Genomic DNA, 18,344 nt, shown 5'->3' on the forward strand with positions numbered 1-18,344 from the left:
CTCGGTGACAACCCACGCGGCCGGGCCTGTTTGCCCGCATGCCGGCGTCATCCATCAGTCGTGGACGGACGTCCACTCCCTCCTTCTTCCTTGGCCTGCGCGCAAACAGTTCCCGGCGCGGGGGACTTGGAGACCATGACCAGGCTCTAACAGGCAACGACCATGCACATCCACACTGATACGCCGCATCGTCCGTCCCGCCGCAGTCATCGCAAGGAGGCGCATCCGCCGCGGCGCAAGGCGTTGCCGCTGTGCCTGTCGATGGCGCTGGCGGCCGGCGCCATGGTGTCTCCGGGCGTGCGCGCCGGCAGCGCGGTGCCCGGCGCGAACGCCGGCACGGTGTCGGTCGCCGCACTGACCTCGCCGACCGGCGGCAGCGTGGTCGGCGGTGTCGGTTCGATCAGCCAGAGCGGCGGCACCACGGTGATCAACCAGTTGTCGAACAAGCTGGCACTGGACTGGCAGACCTTCAACGTGGGCAAGGACGCCACGGTGCTGTTCAAGCAGCCGTCGTTCACGGCGGTGGCGCTGAACCGCATCCTCGACCAGAACCCCAGCCAGATCTTTGGCCGCATCAACTCCAACGGCCAGGTGTTCCTGATCAACACCCACGGCATCATCTTCGGCACCAGCGCGCAGGTGAACGTCGGCGGGCTGGTGGCCAGCACGCTGGACCTGACACCGAGCGACTTCCTCGCCAACCATTTCAACCTGGACGCGCACGGCGGCAGCGCCGGCGTGGTCAACCACGGCACCATCGCCGCGGCCAGCGGCGGCTCGGTGAGCCTCGTCGGCGGCAGCGTGGCCAACGACGGCCTGATCCTGGCCAACTACGGCAACATCAACCTGGATGGCGCCGACCGCGCGGTGCTGGATTTCGACGGCAACGGCCTGATCACCGTCGAGGTCACCGGCGCACTCAAGCAGCGTCTGGACGACCGCGCCGCCGTGTCCAACAGCGGCACGCTCGAGGCCGACGGCGGCACCGTGGTGCTGCAGGCCTCGGCCGCGAAGGACCTGTTCACCGACGCGGTGAACAACTCCGGCGTGATCAGCGCCGGTGGCATCAGCACCGACGGTGGCACTGTGCGCCTGGTCGCCGCTGGCGGCAACGCGATCAACAGCGGCAGCATCAACGTGTCCGGCGTGCATGGCGGCACCGCGCAGGTATTGTCCGATACCAATGTCGGCGTCACCGGCAGCATCGACGCCTCCGGCACGCTCGGCGGCGGCACGATCCGCGTCGGCGGCGGCTGGCAGGGCGGTGAAGGCCTGACCCGAGCGAACGTTACCTACCTCGGCCCGGATGCCGTGCTCGATGCCGATGCCACGCAACAGGGCAACGGCGGCTCGGTGGTGCTGTGGGGTGACAACGGCAACAACTTCTACGGCAGCATCAGCGCGCGCGGTGGCGTGCTCGGCGGCAGCGGTGGCCGGGTGGAGACCTCCTCGCACTACGGCCTCAACGCACAGGGCAGTGTCGACGCCTCCGCGGCAAACGGCGCCGCCGGCCTCTGGCTGATCGATCCTCACGACATCACGATCCAGAGTGGCGCGGGGACGACTCCGCTCACGTCGCCGTTCACCGCGACTGCGGACAGCTCCACGATCAAGGCCAGTGACCTGGAGGCTGCGCTCAACGGCACCAATGTCACCATTTTCACGGGTTCCACAGGTACCACGCAGGGCGGCGACATCACCGTCAATGCCGCGATCACACCGAGCGCCGGCAACAATTCGCTCTACCTGGAAGCGGCCGGCAGTATCTTCCTCAACGCCAACATCACCGCCAACACGTCGCACACGCTCAACCTGTACCTGTGGTCGAACTACGGCGGCGCGGCCGCCGGCACAACCTACACCAGCAACGCATCCTGCGCGGTGAGCTGCGTGGTGACGGTGGGCGACACGTCCAATGCAGCGATCAGCACCGGCGGCGGCACGCTCGACATCCGCACCGGCACCGGTGGTGGCGCACTGACCCTCGGCACCGGCAGCAAGACTGGCACCATCAATACCGGTGGCGGCGCGCTGACCGTGCATACCACCGGCATCACCGAAGTCGCCGGCTCCAACACCATCGTCTCGGGCGCCACCATGCTCGATGCCGGCAGCGGCAACATCACGCTCGGCAACGCCAACGATTTCACCGGAACCGTGGGACTCACCGCGGGCAATGCGCAGATCGAGGACGCGAACTCGCTGGTGTTGGGCAACAGCACGCTCAGCGGCAGTCTCACCGCCACCGCGGTGACCGCCATCACCGTCAATGGCGCGATCACCGGCGTGGGTGATGCGGCCTTCAGCACCGCTGCGTTGTCAGGTACCGGCAGCATCGCCGGGACCGGGGCGATCACCGGCCTGGGCAGCTCGAACTTCGCGCTCACCGGGGCCAATGCGGGCACCTACGGCGGCATCGCCTTCAGCGGCTTCACCTCGGCCGACGCCACGCACATCAGCGGTGCGGCGGGCTTCGACGATACCGCCCTGACCAGCGAGGGCATGACCTTCGCTTCCGCCACCCACGTTGCCGGTAGCGGCACCATCGCCAACGTCGGTGGCAGCTTTGCCGACGACACCGGAACCTCTACGACGAGCGGCATCGCCTATACCGGCTTCGGCGCGGTGACCGGCACCGGTGGAGACGTCACCGGCGTGACCGGCAACTTCAACCTGGGCACCCAGGTGTCGTCGGCTTCGGGGCTGGACTACAGCGGCTTCACCCTCGCAACGGTCGCCGGCAGCGGCAGCGGTGCAACGCTCGTCGGCAGTGGGCAGACCTACACGCTGGACAATGCGACTGCCGACAAGGGCAGCAACGGCAGCATCGCCTGGACCGGCTTCGGCAACATCCAGGACTCGACCGGTACGGTGGTCTTCGGTACCGGCGGCAGCCTCAGCGGCAGCGTCACAGCCAAGACGCTGGACTACAGCAGCTACGGCAGCGCGGTGAACTTCGATCTGTCCGCCGGCACCGGCACGACGACCGGTATCAGCGGCAGCTGGAGCGGCGTGACTGCGGTCACCGGCAGCGTCCAGGGCGACACGCTCGCCGGGACCGGCCAGACCTACACGCTGACCGGCGCCAACGCGGGCAACAACGGTACGGTGAGTTGGACGTCGTTCGAGAACATCGACGACGCCACCGGCACCATCGGCTTTTCCGCCGGCGGCAGCCTCGGCGGCAGCGTCACGGCCAAGACGCTGGACTACAGCAGCTACGGCAGTGCCGTGAACTTCGACCTGTCCGCCGGCAGCGGCGCGACGACGGGCATCGGTGGCAGCTGGAGCGGAGTGACCTCGGTCACCGGCAGCAGCGCGGTAGACACCATCGCCGGCAGCAACCAGACCTACACGCTGACCGGCGCCAATGCGGGCAACAACGGTACGGTCAGTTGGACCTCGTTCGAGAACATCGCCGACAGCGGCACCGGCACGCTCAAGGCGACCGGGGCGACCTTCAACCTCAGCGGCGGCAACTCGGGCACGGTGACCACCCTGCTGCCCGGAGGCTTCAGCGGTATCGGCAACCTCGACGATGCCACCGGCACCGTGGCGTTCGGGGCCGGTGGCAGCCTCAGCGGGAACGTCACGGCCAAGACGCTGGACTACGGCAGCTACGGCAGTGCCGTGAACTTCGACCTGTCCGCGGGCGGCGGCGCGACGACGGGCATCGGTGGCAGCTGGAGCGGCGTGACCTCGGTTACCGGCAGCAGCGTGGGAGACACCATCGCCGGCAACAACCAGACCTATACGCTGACCGGCGCGAACGCAGGCAACAACGGTACGGTCAGCTGGACGTCGTTCGAGAACATTGCCGACAGCGGCACCGGCACGCTCAAGGCGACCGGGGCGACCTTCAACCTCAGCGGCGGCAACTCGGGCACGGTGACCACCCTGCTGCCCGGAGGCTTCAGCGGTATCGGCAACCTCGACGATGCCACCGGCACCGTGGCGTTCGGGGCCGGTGGCAGCCTCAGCGGGAACGTCACGGCCAAGACGCTGGACTACGGCAGCTACGGCAGCGCGGTGAACTTCGACCTGTCCGCGGGCGGTGGCACGACGACGGGTATCGGCGGCAGCTGGAGCGGAGTGACCTCGGTCACCGGCAGCAGCGCGGGCGACACCATCGCCGGCAGCAACCAGACCTACACGCTGACCGGCGCCAACGCGGGCAACAACGGTACGGTCAGTTGGACGTCGTTCGAGAACATCGACGACACCGCCGCCGGTACGGTGGCTTTCGACGCGGGTGGCAGCCTGGGCGGCAGCGCCACCGTCCAGACGCTGGACTACAGCAGCTACGGCAGCGCAGTGAACTTCGACCTGTCTGCGGGCGGTGGCACGACGACCGGCATCGGCGGCAGCTGGAGCGGAGTGACCTCGGTCACCGGCAGCAGCGCGGGCGACACCATCGCCGGCAGCAACCAGACCTACACGCTGACCGGCGTCAACGCGGGCAACAACGGTACGGTGAGTTGGAGCTCGTTCGAGAACATCGCCGACAGCGGCACCGGTACGTTGCGGGCCGCCAACCAGAGCTGGAGCCTCACCGGGCACAACCAGGGCAGCGTGACCGACCTGTCCGGCGCGTTCAGTGGCATCGGCAACCTGATCGACACTGGCACCGGTTCGTTCCTGATGCACTCGGGGGCCGATGGCGACATTTCCGGCAACCTGGACGCTGGCTCAGGCGGCAGCATCGACTACACCGGCTACAGCACGGCGGTGAACGTCAACCTGTCCGGCGCCGGCACCACGGGCGTCGGTGGCACGGTCAGCGGCATCGCCTCGATCACCGCCAGCAGCAACCTCGGGGTCAGTGGCACCACCGCCGGTTCGCTGGGTATCACTACGACCGGCGCCGGCACCACCACGCTCGGTACGCTCTCGACCGGCACGGATCTGACCGTCAACGCCAGCGGAGCGGTGCTGCAGAGTGGTGCACTGACGGTCACCGGCACGGCCACGGTGAACGCCGGCAGCAACGCGATCACGCTGACCGACAGCGGCAACGACTTCCAGAGCACGGTGAACCTCACCGGCGGCACGACGAAGATCACCAACCAGAACGCGCTGACCCTGGGTACGCTGTCGACGGGCGACCTGACGGCGACCAGCACCGGCACGTTGAATCTGGGCACCGGAACGGTGGGCGGCGCCCTGCTGGCGACCAGCAACGGCGGCACGATCACCGAGGGCAGCGGCGGCGTGCAGGTGACGGGCACCAGCAACCTGCAGGCGGTCGGTGGAGCGATCACGCTGACCGACGGTGGTAACCATTTCGGCCTTGCTGTGACCGCGGCCGGGCAGGGTGTGTCGCTGGTGGATTCGGGCAACCTCACGATTGCGTCGCTGAGCAGTGGCACCAACGGCACGGTGAACCTGACGGCGGGCGGTGCCCTGACTCTGCCGGCCTCGGGCATCGATACCGGCACGGCCGACCTGGTGCTGGCGGCCAATGGCGGTGCTTTGTCGATGCCTGGTGCGTTGAGCGGGGCCAACATCACCCTGATCGGTCGCGACGGGATCACCCTGGGCAGCGATCTGACCAGTGCCGGCACGGTAACCCTGACCAGCAGTGGTGGCGCGATCAGCCAGACCAGCGGCGTGCTCACCGCCGGTACCCTCACCGGCAGCTCGGCCGGCGCGACCACGCTGGGCGAAGCCAACCTGGTCACGGCGCTGGGCAGCTTCAGCGCGGCCGGCTTCAGCCTGACCAATGCGCAGGCGCTGACCGTCAACGGGACAGTGAGCGGCGGCAGCAGCACCACGATCGACACCGCCGGCAACCTGAGCCTGGGCGGCAACGTCAGCGGCACCACCACGACCTTGAGCGCCGGCGGCACGATCGACCAGACCGCCGGCATCGTCACGGCCACCACGCTGAACCTCGGTTCGGTCGGCGGCGCCAGCCTCTCCGGCAACAACCTCGTCACCAACCTGGGCGCAGTGACCAATACCGGCAGCGGCGGCTTGTCCCTCACCAACGCCGTTGGCCTGAACCTGACGGGTGCGATCGATGTCGGCAGCGCCAGCGGCAACGACCTGGCAATGGCAGTCACCGGCAACCTGACCCAGTCCGGCGGCAGTGTGATCACCGCCAACCAGCTCAGTGGCAGCAGCAGCGGCAATACCACGCTCGGTGGCAGCAACCGGCTGACCACGCTGGGCAGCTTCGCCGCCGCCAACCTTGCGCTGACCAATGCGCAGGCGCTGGCCGTGAATGGTCCGCTGAGCGTGCCGGGCACGCTCAGCCTGACCACGACGGCCGGCGGGCTCAGCCTCGCCTCCGACCTGTCGGCGACGACGGTGAACCTGACCTCGGCAGCAGCGCTGAGCCTGGCCAACAACATCGGTGCGACCACATTGTCGCTGACCTCCGGCGGTGCGATCAGCCAGAGCGCGGGGGCGCTGACGGTCACCGGTGCGACCACGGTGAATGCTGGCAGCCATGCGATCACGCTGAGCGACAGCGGCAACGACTTCGGCGGTACGGTGAACCTCACCGGCGGCACGACGCAGATCACCGACCAGAACGCGCTGACCCTGGGCACGCTGTCCACCGGCGCGCTCACGGCGACCAGTCATGGCGCGCTGAACCTCGGGCATGGCAGCGTGGGCGGCAACCTCGTCGCGACCAGCAACAACGGCACGATCACCGGGGGCAGTGGCGGGGTGCAGGTGACGGGCACCAGCAACCTGCAGGCAGGCACGGGCGCGATCACCCTGACCGACGGCAGCAACCATTTCACCGGAGCGGTGACGGCTGCGGGGCAGGGCGTGACGCTGGTGGACTCGGGCAACCTGACGGTCGCTTCGCTGAACAGCGGTACCAACGGTACGGTGAACCTCACGGCAGGTGGCTCGCTGACGCTGCCGGCGCTGGGCATAGACACCGGTACGGCGAACCTGACGCTGGCGGCGAACGGCGGCGCGCTGGTGATGCCGGGGGCACTCAGCGGCGCGAACGTGACGCTGAGCGGTCGCGACGGGATCACCCTGGGCAGCAACCTGACCAGTGCCGGCACGGTGACCCTGACCAGCAGCAGTGGCGCGATCAGCCAGACCGGTGGCGTGCTCACCGCGGGCACGCTCACCGGCAGTTCCGCCGGAGACACCACGCTCGGTGACGCGAACCATATCGGCACGCTGGGCAGCTTCAGCGCCGCGGACTTCACACTCACCAACGCCCAGGCACTGACCATCGGCAGCAACCTGGTGGTTGGCGGCGGCACCGGATCGATCGCGCTGACTACCACCAGCGGCGGCCTGACCGTCCAGCACGATCTCAACGGCGGCGCCATCATGCTGAACTCAGCGGGCAACCTCTCGCTGGCCGGCAACCTGGCCGGCAGCTCGGTCGATCTGGTGTCCGGTGGCGACATCGCGCAGAGCGCCGGCGTCATCCAGACCGGCACCCTCACCGGGCAGGCTGGCGGCAGCGCAACGTTGGCCAGGGCCAACAAGATCGGCACGCTGGGCAATTTCAGCGCGAGCAACGGGCTGAGCATCACCAACGCCCAGGCACTGACCGTCGGCGGTGCGGTGAACGGCGGCAGTTCGACCAGCCTCACCACCACCTCCGGCAGCCTGACCACCAGTGGCAGCGTCGGTGGCAGCTCGATCGCGCTGGCCGGGCAGGGCGGGTTGGCAATCGACGGTGCGGTGAACGCCGGCACCGGCGACATCACGCTCGGCTCGGCCGCCGGCGCGATCAGCGAGGGTAGTGGCGGCGTGCTGACCGCGGGCAGCCTCTCCGGCACATCCAGCGGCAGTACCACGCTCGACGGGGCCAACCAGGTGGTGACCCTGGGCAATTTCACCACCGGCGGCGACTTCAGTTTCCGCGACGCACGCACGCTGACCGTGAACAGCCCGCTTGACATCCACGGAGGCAGCGGCAACCTCAACCTGACGACGAGCGGCGCCAGCTCTGACCTGATCCTCGGCACCGGTCTGGCCGGCGGTACGGTGACGCTCACCGCCGGGCGCAACATCACCACCTCGTCAGGCATCACCGCCACGACCCTGACCGGCAGTGCGGGAGGACAGGCACAGCTGGGCAGCAGCAACCACGTCGGGACCCTGGGCGACTTCAGTGCCGGCAGCCTCGCCTTCGGCAATGCCGGCGCGCTGGTGGTCGGGGGGCAGGTGAGCACCGGCAGCGGCGCGCTCGATCTGTCGACGACGGCCGGCAACCTGCGGGTGACCGGTGCAGTCACGGGTGGCGCGGTCGGGCTGACCTCCGCCTCGGCACTGGCCATCGACGGCACCGTGTCCGCCAGTACGCTTGCCCTGCAGGCGGCGGGCGCCATCACCCAGTCCGGCGGTGCGATCACCGCCAGCAGCCTGACCGGCACCTCAGGTGGCAGCACCACGCTGGATGGGGCCAATCACGTCGGGTCGCTGGGCAGCTTCAGCGCTGCCGGCTTCCGCTTCACCAATGCCGGAGCACTCAGCGTGACCGGCCCGATCGACGGCGGCAGTTCGACTCGGTTGGCCGCCACGTCCGGCGACCTGGCGATCAACGGGCAGGTCAGCGGCACCACCACCACCCTGGTATCGGCTGGCGCGATCACCGAAGGCTCCGCGGGCCGGCTCGTGGCGGGCACGCTTGCGGGCCAGTCCAGCGGCACCACAACGCTCGGCGGCAGCAACAGCATCGATACGCTCGGCAGCTTCTCCGCCAGCGGCCTGAGCCTGACCAATGGCAAGGCCCTGAGCGTCGGCGGGCCCGTCAACGGCGGCGCCAGCGTCTCGCTCACCACGACCTCCGGCGACCTCGCCGTGGACGGGCAACTGAGTGCCACCGCGGTATGGCTGCAGTCGGCCGGTGCGATCACCGAAGGCAGCGGCGGCGTGATCACCGCCAGTACGCTCAGCGGCCAGTCCGGCGGACTCACCACGCTGGGCACCCGGTCGCAGGCCATCGGCAACCAGATCGACACGCTGGGCAATTTCTCCTCGACCGCGGGTTTCAGCCTGACCAACGGCAAGACGCTGACCCTGGCCTCGGTGGACAACAGCGCGTTCACCGTCGATGCCGGACATGCCGAGCTGTACCTGGGGGTGACCCAGGGCGACCTGCTGGAGCAGGGCAAGACCCCGCTCTACGACGGTACCGGCACGTTCGCCTCGGCCGACCACATGGGCTCCGGCTCGTCGCCGATCTACGTGATCGGCGACGGTGCGCAGCTGGTCGCGCACGTTGGCGAGGCACCGGCGTACTTCTACGCGGTGGACCGCCAGGGCAACATCCTGCCGCTGACCGGCGAGCTCAGCTTCAACGTGCCGACCTCGCTGTTCTTCGGCAAGGCGCAGAACGGCAATGGCCGGGGCGATGCCTACATCGACCCAAGCGTGATCTCGGCCAACTACCGGTCGTTCGGCATCGTGCCCTCGGGCATCCTGCTGCCGGCCGACCAGCAGGCCTGCGACCCGGGAGTGGAGGATTGCGGTGACCAGTAGGCTCAGCCGATCGGCCTGGTGCGTGCCGCTTGCGGCAGCCTGGATGCTCGCTGCCACGCCGGCGCCGCTGCACGCGCAGCTGGCTCCAAGGCTGAGCGCGCAGGTGTCGCTGGACGAGTTGTCGACCGCGACCGCCGCGTTGCCGGCGGATCCGGCGCTGGCCTCCCTGCGATCGCAGCTGCAGCGCATGGCCGACAATCTGCGCCAGGACGCGGGCAAGGATGCGGACAAGCCGGCCGACCTGGTCGGCGACACGCTGCGCGGTCGCATCGTGCGGGCACACGCAGCGGCGATCCGGGTGCAGGCCTACCTGAAGGCCATGGCCGACTGCCGGGGCGCGGACCGCACGGCGATGCAGTCGGCGTTGGTCGAGAGCGTGAAACTGCTGGCTGCGGCCGACGGCGGCGCCAAGGTGGTCCCGGCGGTCGAGGACGTGCAGTCGATGCCGGCGCCGGGTTCGTCGCTGTTCGCGATCCGCGCGGGTGGCGGCCCCCTGGCGTTCGCCTTGGCCGGCAGTGACCTGTTCGACAGCCAGTGTCCGTCCCCCCAGGTCAGCGCCACCGACGCCGGCGGCATCGCGCTGGCCAACCAGCCGATCCTCACCGGCGCCTCGCCGGCGCGACTGGAACTGAAGTGGGCGGATATCGGCCAGGTGCCTGTCGGCCCCGTGGTCCTGCACGTGGTCGCGCAGCGCACGGTGTTCCTGCTCGGCTGTCAGGCCCTGCCCGAGGCCACGGCCGTGATCGCGGTGGTGCCGGCAACGCATTACCGCGTCGACTACGCCCTGGAGGCGATCTGCCCGGCGCCGGGCGACGCCAACCGCGTGGTCGCGCTGGGCAAGGGCACGCTGGAACTGGCCGGCGGCGGTGCGAGCGCCGCGCAGAACGTGTCGACCACCGCGTGTGCGGAACCGGCGGCCTACCGCCTCAGCGCCTCGGTCAGCGCGTCCGGCGGCGCGCCGTCTCCGGCCGGGCCTTTCACCCAGTCCGCGCAGGCATCGATCACCGCCGGGTTGCCCGGCGGACTGACGTTGAGCTGGGACCCTTCCGTGCAGTCGGTGTTCGTCCGCGCCGGAGCGAACACCTGCAAGGGCGTGCGCTAGCGTTCCGTCGCAAGGGCGGAACGCAGGTCAGAACTCGTCGGTGCCGGAGATCGTGCGCAGCTCGCTGAGGCCACCGGGGGCCAGGTCCTGCAGCAGCTCCGGAAAGCTCAGTCCGACCAGTCGCTGGGCGCGACGCAGCAGGATCGGCAGCGGGCTGGCCGGCTCGTACCTGGCGTAGTACTCGCACAGCTCGTCCAGCCGGCGGCGCACGTCCTCCGGGCTCTGGATGCGTCCGGCCGCCACCGCCACGCCACCGGCGACCGGCGCTTCGCCAGTCTCGTCGCCGGCCGCGCCTTCCTCGCCGGGAGCCGCCGCTTCGGGCGTGCGCAGGGCGACCTGCGCGTCGAGGAATTTCTTCAGTTCGTAGGCGTCGGTGAGCAGCGGCTTGAGGTCCGGCCCGAGCGTGCCGATGCGGTCGGTGAACAGGGTATCGATCGCCTTGCCCAGGTCGAGGATCTGCGTCGCCGCCTGCAGCGAGCCGGTGAGCTGGCCTTCGTCGCAGTCCAGGCAGCAGGCCTCGATGTCGGCCATCGACGGCAGGCCCTCGCCATTCTCGTTGCCCGGGACCTTCAGCGTCCCCTGCGCCACCCGCAGGTCGCGCAGCGAGAAGCGGCCGATCCGCGGCGAGGCGACGAACGGGGTGCTGCGCAGATAGGCCAGTACGGCCAGCGGGTCGCCCAGCGGCACCACGGCGTTGACGCGCGCAGTGGGATCGTTGTCGTCCTCGGCATCGAGCTGCGGGTGCACCGCTTCCCAGAAGTTCTCGAGCAGGCCGTGCACCAGGCCCAGGCCGCGGGCGAGTCCGGCCAGGCCCTCGGTGCGCAGCCAGGCGGTGGCAAGGTAGGTGGCCACGCGCAGGTCGCGGGTGCGCTCGAACAGGCCGTTGGACAAGGCGATCACCTTGTCCCACTCGGGCTCTTCGGCGGCCTTCACCGAATCGCCCATGGCGCGCTCGGCGCGCGGCGCGGCGGCGCGTTCCAGCGCCATGAAGTCCGCGTCGTATTCCAGGTCGGTGCCGCAGGGGGCGTCCTCGCCCAGGGGCGAGAGGTAGGACGTCAGCAGGTCGTCGGACATGGGCGGACTCGCAGGGGGTGGGCCATGGCGTCGTCCGGCCGGTCGGGACGGACGTCTCCCTCTGTAGTGCGCAAAAGCGCCCCCGATCCGGTCAGGAGGCCCAGTCCTGCGGCAGTCGGCGTTCGTCCGGGGTCGGCCCGGGCAGCGGGTAGCGGCTGCGCTCGACCACGTGGGCCAGGGTGTTCACGTTGTCGACCAGGCGGTCGGACAGTCGCGCCAGCAGCTCGGCCGTCGCGGCATCGTCGCTCAGTTCCAGCAGGGCGGCGAAGCTGCGTTGCAGGTCGCGTAGAGGCGGCAGCGTTTTCACCGGGCGCTGCTCGCGCAAGCCCACCGCGATCGCGTGCAGGGCATCGGCGACCTGACCGACGAAGCCGGACGCCTCGATCTGCTCGGGCAGGGTGGCGCGGTTGTCGATCAGCGCTTCCAGCGACATCGCGGTGCGCGCCAGCCGGTTGCCGTTGGCGAACAGCGATTCGGCCAGCTCCAGCAGCGCCGCCGGCGTACCGGGCTCGCCGCGCATGCGTTCGATCGAGGCCTGCGCGTTGGTGCGTGCCATCCGCGCGGCCGTGCGTGCCTCGCGATGAGCGTCGCGTTGCTCGGTCGTGGCCAGTGCGCGCAGGTAGTTGGCGTAGGCTCCCAGCATCTCGGCCAACGAGGCGCGGGCGCGGGCGCGCTCCCAGGTTGGCCAGAGCACGTAAGCGAGCAGGGCCATCGCACTGCCCAGCGCGGTGTTGATCACGCGGTCGATCACCGCATCGGCCGGGCTGACCCCCTCGAACGACAGCAGGATCACCACCGTACCGGTGAGCGCCGCCACCGCCGCCCCGTAGTGGGCGGTAGCCAGGTAGCGGAAGCCCATGCACAACACCGCCATCAGCGCCAGGTGCGCCCACGGTTCGTCCGGCGCGAGCCACAGCAGCGCGGTGGTCAGCAGCAGGCCGAGCACGGTACCGACCACGCGCAGCAGGCCGAAGTTGAAGGTGGCGGCGAAGTCCGGGCGCAGCACGATCGCCGCGGTCATCGGCACCCAGTAGCCGTGCGGCAGCTGCAGGTGGCGCGCAACCGCCCAGGCCACGCCCAGGCAGGCGGCACTGCGCACGGCATGGCGGAAGGCGACCGAGTGTGGGGTGAGATTGGCGCGCAGGGTGGCCAGTGGCGAGTGCCCCCGCAGCGCCGCCGGCAACGGCGTCTCCGCGGCAGCCGCACGCAGCTCGCCGCGGCTGCCGGCCCAGTGGGCATTGCGCACGGCGGCGGCCAGCTGGCCGGCCAGGGCGTGGATGTGCACGGTAAGGCCGCCGCTGGCGCGCTCGTCGTCGAGCAGGGTGCGTTCGCTGGCGCGCAAACCCTTGAGCGACTGCTCGGCGCGCTCCGGGGCGTCGCCGGTTTCCAGCGCCTCGGCAATCGCGGCCAGCACTAGGGCCGCGTCCTCGCGGAAGATCGCATGCATTGCCGGGTGGCTGCGCAATTCGGCCATCGCGGTGAGTTCCAGGCGGATCCGCTCGGCCAGTTCCAGCAGCACCCCGAAGGCCTCCATGGCGCGTCCGCGGGCGTGATGGCGTCCAAGCAGGGTGGTCTGCAGCGTGGTCATCGCCTCGGTGAGGGCCGGGACGTCGGCGTCGTCATGGGCCTGCTGTCGCGCCAGTTGCGCCAGCCCGCGGTAGACCCCGGCCAGTGCCTGGCGCTCAGGCCGGTAGCGCTGCAATGGCCAGGCGGCGATCGAGAACAGACCGAGCAGCAGGCCGCCGGCGAAGATCAGTGCCGCGGCGCCCAGGGCCTGCGCGGCCTGGGCAACGGGTGTGGCGGCGGTGACCACCAGCAGGATGATGCTGGTCATGCCGACGCGGGCGATGTCCACGCCGAACACCACCAGCAGGCCGCCGAAGAAGCCCAGCCCGGCGGTGGCGGCGAGCATTGGCCAGAACTCGCCGCCGACCAGCATGCCCAGCAGCGAGGCGAACGCGGCCGCCAGTGCGGCCATCAGCAGGCGCCACATGCGCTGCCGGTAAGGCCCGGGCTGATCGGAAAACATCGTGTTGAGCGCGCCGGCGCCCACGCCCAGGCCGATCTCGGTATGGCCGGTGGCCATGCCTACCGCCAGCGGCAGGATCACGGCGGCGGTATTGCGCAGCACCACCCGCAGCGGCACGTCCGGACGCCGCGTACGGGTCAGGCTGTCGACGAGCGAGGCACGAAGCGAATAGCTGCGGGCGGTCATGCCGCTTCCGGGTCCGTCGGGGGTGGGTGCCGATTCTGCACCAGCCCCGGTCAACGCGGTGCGATCACGGCGGCAGGCGCCGCGACCGCGTCAGCGCGCGCTCAGGCGCGACCGCCGAACTCGCCGGTGGTGGTGTTGACCCACACCTTCTCGTCGTTGGTGATGTACTCGGGCACCTGGATCTCGATACCGGTGTTGAGCTTGGCCGGCTTGGTGCGCTTGGTGGCACTGGCGCCCTTTAGCTCCGGCGCGGTGTCGACCACGGTCAGCATCACGCTGGTGGGCACCTGCAGGCCGACCGGCGCGTCGTCGATCAGCTGCACGTAGTAGCCCTCCAGCTCCTCGACGATGTAGCCGGCGTTGTCTCCGACCAGCTCGGGGCTGAGCAGGTACTGGGTGTAGTCCTCGTTGTCCATGAACACGAAGGCCTCGCCGTCCATGTAGGAGAAGTTCGCGGCGCGGCGCACCAGGTCCATCTCCTTCAGGTCGTCGTCGGCACGCAGGCTGAGGTCGAACTTGCGACCGCCCGGGATCGAATACATGGTGAAGCGGAAGGTGACGTTGCCGCCACGCGCGGTGGGCGAGCTGCGCTCGATGTCGCGCACCTGGTAGACGGTGCCATCGTGCTCGACCACGTTGCCTTTCTTGACGTCGGAAGCTTTCATGGGTTTGGCCGGGATTTGGTATGGGAAAGTAGGTAGATATCAGTTGCCTCGCCGTCATTCCCGCGAACGCGGGAATCCACCTGGCTCTTGCAAGGAAAGGCGAAAATGGATTCCCGCATTCGCGGGAATGACGACGCGTTGAAGTGTCCGCTTACTTCGGCTGCAGCCGCACGCCACCATCCAGGCGAATCGTCTCGCCGTTGATGTAGCGGTTGGTGAGGATGAAGGCGACGGTGGCGGCGAACTCTTCCGGCTTGCCCAGGCGGGAGGGGAACGGGATCGAGGCGGACAGCGACTCCTGCACCGCCGGCGGCATGCCGTCGACCATCGGGGTCCAGAAGATGCCCGGGGCGATGGTCGCCACACGGATGCCGAAGCGGGCCAGTTCGCGGGCCATCGGCAGGGTCATGCCGACCACGCCGCCCTTGGAGGCCGAGTACGCGGCCTGGCCGATCTGGCCCTCGTAGGCGGCCACGCTGGCGGTGTTGATGATCACCCCGCGCTCGCCGTCCTCGCCCGCCTCGTTGCCCTGCATCAGCGTCGCGGCGGCCTTGGCCACGTTGAAGCTGCCGACCAGGTTGACCATCACCGTGGTCTGGAACTGCGACAGTGCCATCGGGCCTTCCTTGCCCAGCACGCGGCCGGCGCCGAGGATGCCGGCGCAGTTCATCACCATGTTCAGCCCGTCCATCGCCTCGCGGGCGGCGGCGACGTTGGCGGCCACGCCGTCCTCACTGGTGACGTCGGTGCGGTAGAAGCGCGCGCCGTTGCCCAGCGCCTGCGCCGCCTGCTGGCCCTTCTCCTCGTTGACGTCGAACAGCGCGACCTGCGCGCCGTGCGCGACGAGGTGCTGGGCGACGGCGTGGCCGAGTCCGGAGGCGCCGCCGGTGATGACGGCCTTGACCTGATCGAGCTGCATGGAGATGTCCCGAAACGTTGGAAAACCGCGATTTTAGCCGAGCGGCCGGGGCACCAGCCATGGGCGCTTTTTTGCTGCGCTACATGCGGCCGTGACGGCCGCTGGCCGCATCAGCCCGCGCGGGCCAGCAGTGTCTGCCAGACCGGCAGTTCGCGCAGCTCACGGAACCGCAACACCGGCACCGGCGGATTGGCCGGCTCGGCGAGTGTTTTCTGCCATACGCCCACGTCCCACCATCGCCCCAGCTTGTAGCCGGCCTGCCGCCATACGCCCGCGGGCGTGAAGCCCATCGCCTCGTGCGCGGCGACGCTGGTGACACCGGGCAGGGTGATCACGCCCACCGCCTGGCAGATGCCCTGCAGGCGCAGCGCATCGAGCAGGGTGCCGTAGAGCTTCCGGGCGATGCCGCGGCGCTGCGCATCGGCGCGGACGTAGATCGACGTTTCGGCGATCCAGTCGTAGGCGGCACGTTCGCGGAAACGGCTGGCATATGCGTAGGCAAGCACCTCGCCCGCCTCTTCCCAGACCAGCCACGGATACTGCTCCAGCCGCCCGAGCACGCGTTCGCGCATGACCTCGACGCCCGGCAGCACAGTCTCGAAGGTGGCCACGCCCTCGAGCACGTGCGGGGCGTAGATGGCGTGGAAGGCGTCGGCATCGGCGCCGGTGGCGATGCGGATCATGCCAGTGCCTTTTCCATGCAGACGCTGCGCGGGTTGGCGTGGTGCTCGCCGAACGGCGGACAGCGGCGGTAGCCGGCGCGCTCGTAAAGCTCCAGTGCCTCGGCCTGCGCCGTGCCCGCTTCCAGCCGCACCAGCCGGCCACCGAGGCGGCGGATGTGGTGCTCGATCGCCTCCAGCAACTGCTTGCCCAGCCCCAGGCCACGGCAGGCCGGCAGCACGTACATGCGCTTGACCTCCATGTAGTCGCCGCCGTCGATGCAGGCGCCGCAGGCCACCGGCTCGCCGTCCACCCGCGCGGTGAGCAGGCTGATACCGGGGCGCTGCAGCGCAGCCAGCGACACCGGTTCGATGTTGCCGGTGGGGTGCAGTTCGGCCAGATAGCCGTCGGTCGGTTCGATCAGCGGGCGCAGCACGGGCAGGCTCGGATCGTCGACGCGGAATTCGAGACGGGGCGGCAGGGCTTCGTCGCTCACTTGATGTATTTCCAGTTGCGGTGCTTGCCCTCGGCCAGCCATTCCAGCGTGGTGGCGAGGCGCTTGCTGCGGGTGGCGTCGGTTTTCGCGTCGGTGATCCAGTCGGTGTATTCGCGCCGGGCGCTGGGGCTGAATGCGTCGAAGTGCTTCTTCGCGGAGGCGTGCTTCTTCAGCGCAAGCGCGGAGGCCAGGTCGTCCGGTATCGCCGGCGGCGCCTTGGTTTTGGGCGCCTTCGCCGGTGGCGCGGCTGCGCCATCGTCGATCCGCTGCATGGCCGCCTTCACCGCAGCGGCCAGCTCGCGCTTCGGCGGCAGGTCGCCGACCGCGGTGAGCTTGCCGTACTGGCCCATGCCGTCGGTGTCGTCCGCGCCAGCGTCCGCCCGTGCACGCCAGAAGCCGAAACTGCAGTGCTGCTTGAATGCCGCCATCATGCACAACGGCCGTCCGCGGTACTCGAAGAACGGCATGCGCCATTTCAGCGTCTCGGTTGCCTCGGGGCACGCCGCATGCACCACCGATCGCAGGTGTTCGAGTACCGGCCGCGCGAACGCCGCGGCGCCGGCGATGTAGTCGTCCACACGAGGATCGGTGCCCATGGCGTGCCTCCGTCTAGAGTTCCCGCAGGAAGAAGCGGTCGCAGCTGAAATGGCCGGTGCCACCGAGCGGCGCGCACAGTTGCCTGAAGCCGCTGCGCAGGTAAAGCGCCTGCGCCTGGTCCATGCCGGTGAGCGTCTCCAGGTAGCAGCGGGCGAAGCCGTGCTCGCGTGCCGCGTCCAGGCAGCGCTGCATCATCGCGGTGCCGGCGCCGATGCCGCGCGCCTCCGGCAGGAAGTACATCTTGCGCAGCTCGCACACGTCCGGGTCGCCGCCTTCCAGTGGCGCGATGCCGGCGCCGCCGATCACCCGGCCGTCGCGCTCCACCACGAAATAGCTGCTGCGCGGTTGCGCGTAGGCCTGGTACATCGTGTCCACCTCGGGATCGTGGATCGCGAAGCCGGGGCCGTCGGCGCCGAACTCGGGCATGACGGTGCGTATGATCGCGGCCACCGCCGGATTGTCTTCGGGGGTGATGGGGCGGATCAGGAAACCGGAGGGCATGGCGTGCGTCGGGTGGGTCGGGGAACGGAGCCGACAGTCTGCAGTAACCGCGGCGGCGAGGAAAAGCCGCCTTTCGTCACAGGGCCCGGCCGCCGCTTGTGGGGGCTGGCCGCACCGGTGCAGAGTCGGCCGGGTCCGCCAGGGAGCCTGCGATGATGAACCCGCCCGTCCGTGCCACCGGCCTGCCGATCCGCTGCGGCATCGTTTCCGTGGTGGTGCTGCGTGGTGCGGGCACGGCCACCCGGATGCTGCTGGCGCGCCGTTCCGGGGCCTGGCTCGACGGTGTCTGGAGCTACATCGCCGGCCACGTGCAGGGGGGCGAGACCGGCTGGCAGGCGGCGCGACGCGAGTTGTTCGAGGAAACCGGACTGGTGCCGGAGGCGCTCTACGCCACCGGCTTCTGCGAGCAGTTCTACCGGGCGCAGCCGGAGGGCATCGAGATCGTGCCGGCCTTCGTGGCGCGCGTGGATGGGCCTGCAACGGTGCAGCTCAACCACGAACACTCGGCGTCATGCTGGGTGGATCTGGGCGAGGCCGCCGCGCGGCTGCCCTTCGGCAGCCAGCGCGACCTGCTGGCCCACGTGCGTCGCGAGTTCGTCGAGCGCACGCCGTCCGAGGCGCTGCGCATCGTGCTGGACTGAGTG

Annotated in this window: 11 protein-coding genes; 3 read left to right on the forward strand and 8 right to left on the reverse strand. The window is 69.6% G+C overall.

What is annotated here, in order from left to right; translation table 11 throughout:
* Window positions 1-162: 162 nt before the first annotated feature.
* Both NC595_RS11015 and NC595_RS11020 read left to right on the forward strand, forming a co-directional pair.
* Entirely contained in the window at window positions 163-9,471 is a 9,309-nt protein-coding gene (locus tag NC595_RS11015) for a filamentous hemagglutinin N-terminal domain-containing protein (RefSeq protein WP_253566362.1), read from the forward strand.
* Window positions 9,461-10,573, forward strand: coding sequence for a hypothetical protein (locus tag NC595_RS11020; protein WP_253566364.1), 1,113 nt, complete (start codon window positions 9,461-9,463; stop codon window positions 10,571-10,573). The genes NC595_RS11015 and NC595_RS11020 overlap by 11 nt, the downstream gene beginning before the upstream one ends.
* Window positions 10,574-10,600: 27 nt before the next feature.
* Here NC595_RS11020 and tssA read toward each other — a convergent pair whose 3' ends face one another.
* From tssA to NC595_RS11060, 8 genes are all read right to left on the reverse strand, one after another.
* Window positions 10,601-11,647 carry a type VI secretion system protein TssA gene (gene tssA / locus NC595_RS11025; RefSeq protein WP_253566366.1) on the reverse strand — a complete coding sequence of 349 codons (1,047 nt, stop codon included), beginning with the start codon at window positions 11,645-11,647 and terminating at the stop codon, window positions 10,601-10,603.
* Window positions 11,648-11,738: 91 nt separating this feature from the next.
* Window positions 11,739-13,862 (reverse strand): FUSC family protein, encoded by a 2,124-nt coding sequence (locus tag NC595_RS11030; RefSeq protein WP_253566368.1) that lies wholly within the window; start codon window positions 13,860-13,862, stop codon window positions 11,739-11,741.
* Window positions 13,863-13,963: 101 nt separating this feature from the next.
* Complete coding sequence (gene efpL / locus NC595_RS11035; RefSeq protein WP_253566370.1) at window positions 13,964-14,527, reverse strand: elongation factor P-like protein EfpL; 564 nt, start codon at window positions 14,525-14,527, stop codon at window positions 13,964-13,966.
* Window positions 14,528-14,678: 151 nt separating this feature from the next.
* A complete protein-coding gene (locus NC595_RS11040; protein ID WP_253566372.1) occupies window positions 14,679-15,446 on the reverse strand; it encodes an SDR family oxidoreductase in 768 nt (255 codons plus the stop codon).
* A gap of 110 nt (window positions 15,447-15,556) precedes the next feature.
* Entirely contained in the window at window positions 15,557-16,129 is a 573-nt protein-coding gene (locus NC595_RS11045; RefSeq protein ID WP_253566374.1) for a GNAT family N-acetyltransferase, read from the reverse strand.
* Window positions 16,126-16,602, reverse strand: coding sequence for a GNAT family N-acetyltransferase (locus NC595_RS11050; protein WP_253566375.1), 477 nt, complete (start codon window positions 16,600-16,602; stop codon window positions 16,126-16,128). The genes NC595_RS11045 and NC595_RS11050 overlap by 4 nt, the downstream gene beginning before the upstream one ends.
* Window positions 16,599-17,198, reverse strand: coding sequence for a YdeI/OmpD-associated family protein (locus NC595_RS11055; RefSeq protein WP_253566376.1), 600 nt, complete (start codon window positions 17,196-17,198; stop codon window positions 16,599-16,601). Before NC595_RS11055 ends, NC595_RS11050 begins: the two co-directional genes overlap by 4 nt.
* Window positions 17,199-17,211: 13 nt before the next feature.
* Window positions 17,212-17,700 carry a GNAT family N-acetyltransferase gene (locus NC595_RS11060; protein WP_253566377.1) on the reverse strand — a complete coding sequence of 163 codons (489 nt, stop codon included), beginning with the start codon at window positions 17,698-17,700 and terminating at the stop codon, window positions 17,212-17,214.
* A 155-nt stretch (window positions 17,701-17,855) separates the two neighbouring features.
* Between NC595_RS11060 and NC595_RS11065 the strand changes: the two genes are divergently transcribed.
* A complete protein-coding gene (locus tag NC595_RS11065) occupies window positions 17,856-18,341 on the forward strand; it encodes an NUDIX hydrolase (protein ID WP_253566378.1) in 486 nt (161 codons plus the stop codon).
* Window positions 18,342-18,344 lie beyond the last annotated feature (3 nt).

Origin of the sequence: Dyella lutea (genome assembly GCF_024158035.1) — a bacterium.
Lineage (GTDB): Bacteria > Pseudomonadota > Gammaproteobacteria > Xanthomonadales > Rhodanobacteraceae > Dyella_A > Dyella_A lutea.

Excerpts from the sequence above, each read along its gene's own strand:
- NC595_RS11015 (WP_253566362.1), top strand. The coding sequence starts at position 163 with ATGCACATCCACACTGATACGCCGCATCGTCCGTCCCGCCGCAGTCAT.
- tssA (WP_253566366.1), bottom strand. The coding sequence starts at position 11,647 with ATGTCCGACGACCTGCTGACGTCCTACCTCTCGCCCCTGGGCGAGGAC.
- NC595_RS11030 (WP_253566368.1), bottom strand. The coding sequence starts at position 13,862 with ATGACCGCCCGCAGCTATTCGCTTCGTGCCTCGCTCGTCGACAGCCTG.
- efpL (WP_253566370.1), bottom strand. The coding sequence starts at position 14,527 with ATGAAAGCTTCCGACGTCAAGAAAGGCAACGTGGTCGAGCACGATGGC.
- NC595_RS11040 (WP_253566372.1), bottom strand. The coding sequence starts at position 15,446 with ATGCAGCTCGATCAGGTCAAGGCCGTCATCACCGGCGGCGCCTCCGGA.
- NC595_RS11045 (WP_253566374.1), bottom strand. The coding sequence starts at position 16,129 with ATGATCCGCATCGCCACCGGCGCCGATGCCGACGCCTTCCACGCCATC.
- NC595_RS11055 (WP_253566376.1), bottom strand. The coding sequence starts at position 17,198 with ATGGGCACCGATCCTCGTGTGGACGACTACATCGCCGGCGCCGCGGCG.
- NC595_RS11060 (WP_253566377.1), bottom strand. The coding sequence starts at position 17,700 with ATGCCCTCCGGTTTCCTGATCCGCCCCATCACCCCCGAAGACAATCCG.
- NC595_RS11065 (WP_253566378.1), top strand. The coding sequence starts at position 17,856 with ATGAACCCGCCCGTCCGTGCCACCGGCCTGCCGATCCGCTGCGGCATC.